The organism is Streptomyces sp. NTH33 (genome assembly GCF_003236365.1).
GTDB lineage: Bacteria > Actinomycetota > Actinomycetes > Streptomycetales > Streptomycetaceae > Streptomyces.
Window position 1 is genome coordinate 1 of record NZ_POTZ01000595.1, and the last position, 3,538, is coordinate 3,538.

The window sequence follows — 3,538 nt, forward strand, 5'->3', positions numbered from 1 at the left end:
TGGTTTCCTGGCATGCTCTTGTCCCTATAAGCCTTTCGGCATCAGGTCAGCCATCGAACCCAGGAACCTCCCTCCAATTCCTCCCGGCTGGGCCGGGAATACGGCAGAGCGCCTCGTGGCGCACAAGCCCTCCTCGATCTTCCACCTGGTGCAGATGATGTCCACGAGGCCGGCGAGGCTGACGGGAGTGGTGGAGTGGCAGCGGTAGAAGGACACCTCGCGGGTGTAGCGGTGACGGCGCACGACCACGAGGGCCTGCCCGCCGTCGGTGTCCTCGGCGGGGGCGTCGTCGGCGCGTACGTCGATCAGGGCCCAGTCGTAGTGCCGGTCGCCCTTCAGGCCGTGCCCGGTCCGTATCCGCATCCAGGACCTGGCCGGGACCTTGGCGGCCAGCGCGGTGACGGTGAACCGGCCCGCACCGGTGGTGACCCGGTGGTCGGCCTTGACCGCAAGGGCGTAGTCGAAGCCGAGCGAGCGGGCGGTGCGGCGCAGCTCCAGGCCGCCGTAGACCTCGTCCCCGGCGAACCAGCGCGCCGGTATGCCCAGGTCACGGGCTCGCTGGAGCATGGCGGCGGCCAGCTGTGGCTTGGTGGCGAAGCCGATCTCGTCCGGCACGTGCCGCAGCAGACGGCGTTCCTCGTCCTCGGCCCAGCAGGCCGGCAGGTACAACTCCCGGTCGATCAGGGTGTGTCCGCGCCTGGAGGCGTAGGTCAGGTGCACGGCGACCTGGCACAGGCCGATGCCGCCGAGCGCCCCGGAGTACTGGTGGGCGGCGCCCACGCAGTCGGTGGACGACTTCTCGTCTCCCGTCTCGTCGACCACCAGCACCGCCTGGTCGTGGGCGAGTTCGCCTGCCGCCCAGGCGGCGAGCCGGTCGCGGGCCAGGTCATGGTCCCAGGAGCCGCGTGAGAGAAAGTGCTGCAGCCGGTACGGCCCGTCGTGCCCGAGCGCCTCGGCCAGCGTCCAGCGGTTGCGCCGCTCCAACTCCATCAGCATCGCCTGCGTCATCTCCCGCGCGAGCACCCGCGAATCCCGCCGCGGGAAGCACCCGGCCACCTCGGCCATCAGCGCCCCGAACGCCGTCGCCCACGCCTGCTCGGCTATCGTGGCCTGCACGGCCACCACGTTCTGCTTCGTCTTCACAACCGATCATGATCGCGGTGGCCGTTCCCATGCCCGCAGCCACCTCGCTGACCTGCATAGACACCTCAACGATCAAGACTTACAGCTGCCGTGTCACAGCCGAACGGCAGAAAGAGATCGACGCGCAGAAGCTCGCGGACCTCAAGACCGTCACGCCCCTGGCCACGCTCCTCGAACTCAACCAGTCCCAGATCGACGAATACCACCGGATCGCCACCGACCAAGCCGACCGGTCCTTCCGGTCCTCGCAACGGGCCATGGCGTTGGGCCTGCTCGTGATCGTGGGCTGCTTCGCAGCCGGCCTGTACTTCGCCAACGGCCAGACCAAGGTCTTCGTCGCCGCCATCGCGGGCGTCGCCGCGGCGCTCTCCGCCTTCCTCAACCGCACCTACCTGCAGATGTACGGGCAGACCCTGAGCCAGCTCAACCGCTACTTCGAGCAGCCGGTCCTGACCGGCTACTACCTGACCGCGGAGCGCCTGGCCCAAAACCTGGGCGAGGATCCCGAGAGCGAGATGGCGTCCCTTGTCGTGGTGTAGCCGATCACGGTTAGGGAGTGCGCCGGGGGCGTGCGGTCACGTGGATTTCGCTCCCTGCCCGACAGGTGGGCCACCATGCAACTCTCCCTGGTAAACGGCCAGTTCAACCAGGAGGTGCATGGTGGCCCTGTCCCAGCATGACTTACTTCGGCTGCTGGAGTCACTGCGTTCGGCGGACGGGCTCGAACTCGTCCGTTCCGTGGCCGAGCGGATGCTGCAGGAGCTGATCGAGGCCGAGGCGACGGCGAGGATCGGCGCGGAGTGGAACGAGCACACCGAGACACGTACCGCGTTGCGCAACGGGCACCGCGACAAGACGCTGACCACGCAGGCCGGCGACCTGGACCTCGCGATCCCCAAACTGCGCTCGGGCAGCTTCTTCCCGAGCCTGCTGGAGCGGCGCCGCCGCATCGACCAGGCCCTGTTCGCCGTCATCATGGAGGCCTACGTCCACGGCGTGTCCACCCGCTCGGTCGACGACCTGGTCAAGGCACTGGGCGCGGACAGCGGGATCTCCAAGAGCGAGGTCTCGCGGATCTGCGCGGCCCTGGACGCGCAGCTGACCGCGTTCCGCGGCCGGCCCCTGGACCACGTCCGCTTCCCTTACGTCTATCTCGATGCGACCTACTGCAAGGCGCGGGTCGCGCATCAGATCGTCTCGCGGGCCGTGGTGATCGCCACCGGCATCACCGAGGACGGCGGCCGGGAGGTTCTTGGGGTGATGGTCGGTGACAGCGAGACCGAGGTGTTCTGGGCCCAGTTCCTGCGCTCCTTGCGCGAACGCGGCCTGAACGGGGTCCGGCTCGTCATCGGCGATCACCACTCGGGGCTGGTCAAGGCGATCCGCAAGGTCATGATCGGGGCCTCCTACCAGCGCTGCCGAGTTCATTTCCTGCGCAATGTCTTCGGCGTGATCCCCAAGGACGCCGCGGAAATGATCGCCGCGACCATCCGCACCATCTTCGCCCAGCCCGACCAGGACGCCGTCCGCCGTCAGCTCGACACGGTCGCGGACATGCTCGGCACGCAGTTCCCCAAGGTCAAGGAGATGCTGCTGGAAGCGAAGGACGACCTGACCGCCTTCGCGGCGTTCCCCGAGCGACATTGGAAGAAGATCCAGTCCACCAACCCGCTGGAGCGGGTCAACCGCGAGGTCAAGCGCCGCGTCGACGTCGTCCAGGTCTTCCCCAACGACGACGCGCTCCTGCGACTGGTCACCGCCGTGCTCTTCGAACTGCACGACGAGTGGATCGCCTTCCCCCGCCGCTACCTGCCCGAGGGAAGCATGGACCAGCTCTACCCCGCCGAGCTCCCCGAAAGCGCCCCCGCGCTACCCAACACCACCAACACGACCGCCGGATGATCGGCTACACCACGAGAAGGGACACGGCCGAGAGCGAGATGCGCCGCCGCATCATCGACCAGGTCCTGGAAGCCAGTGCCCGGATGAACAACGGCGCCACCGGAGAAGAACCCACCGCCACCGGCCAAGCCGAAGGCGAAGAAGAAGCGCACCACGGCGTCCTAGTCGGTGCTGATCAGCTGCGCGCTGCCAGCGCCGAGCTGAAGGGTCCCGGAGCAGGGCGTTTTCTCGCGGTAGACGGCTCCTGGGATGCGGGCCGCGGAACGCGTCAGCAGCTCGACGACCTGATCGTGTTCAGTGTCGGAGCGGGCGTTCAAGACGAGCCGGTCCGGGCGCGTGGCGTGGCCAGTGGCCCAGGCAGGACTGAGAGGGCTTCTCGAAACCGAGTGTGGGGCTGGGGGGTCCGTACGGGCGTGCTGTTCAGGTGATTGTGGCCGCGCGGGGGCATGAAGGCAGGGCCTCTCGGTAGCACAGAGGGTGTCTACGCCACTGC

At 68.0% G+C, this 3,538-nt stretch carries 4 protein-coding genes; 3 read left to right on the forward strand and 1 reads right to left on the reverse strand.

Translation table 11 applies throughout. The annotated features are described in order from the left end of the window. Positions 1-24: 24 nt before the first annotated feature. On the reverse strand, positions 25-1,143 hold the full coding sequence (locus tag C1I97_RS33485) for an IS701 family transposase (protein WP_258382861.1): 1,119 nt from the start codon (positions 1,141-1,143) through the stop codon (positions 25-27). 29 nt (positions 1,144-1,172) lie between these two features. On the opposite strand from C1I97_RS33485, the gene C1I97_RS33490 reads away from it, so the two are divergent. The 3 genes from C1I97_RS33490 (at position 1,173) to C1I97_RS39450 (ending at position 3,473) form a co-directional block, all read left to right on the forward strand. Continuing rightward, positions 1,173-1,682, forward strand: coding sequence for a TRADD-N-associated membrane domain-containing protein (locus tag C1I97_RS33490; RefSeq protein WP_111006785.1), 510 nt, complete (start codon positions 1,173-1,175; stop codon positions 1,680-1,682). 121 nt (positions 1,683-1,803) lie between these two features. Next, positions 1,804-3,045, forward strand: coding sequence for an IS256 family transposase (locus C1I97_RS33495; RefSeq protein ID WP_441349182.1), 1,242 nt, complete (start codon positions 1,804-1,806; stop codon positions 3,043-3,045). Next, positions 3,042-3,473, forward strand: coding sequence for a hypothetical protein (locus C1I97_RS39450; protein WP_146608372.1), 432 nt, complete (start codon positions 3,042-3,044; stop codon positions 3,471-3,473). Before C1I97_RS33495 ends, C1I97_RS39450 begins: the two co-directional genes overlap by 4 nt. Positions 3,474-3,538: the final 65 nt, after the last annotated feature.

Bases quoted from the DNA above. Each gene is read 5' to 3' on its own strand.
- C1I97_RS33490 (WP_111006785.1), top strand. From the start codon at position 1,173: ATGCCCGCAGCCACCTCGCTGACCTGCATAGACACCTCAACGATCAAG.
- C1I97_RS39450 (WP_146608372.1), top strand. From the start codon at position 3,042: ATGATCGGCTACACCACGAGAAGGGACACGGCCGAGAGCGAGATGCGC.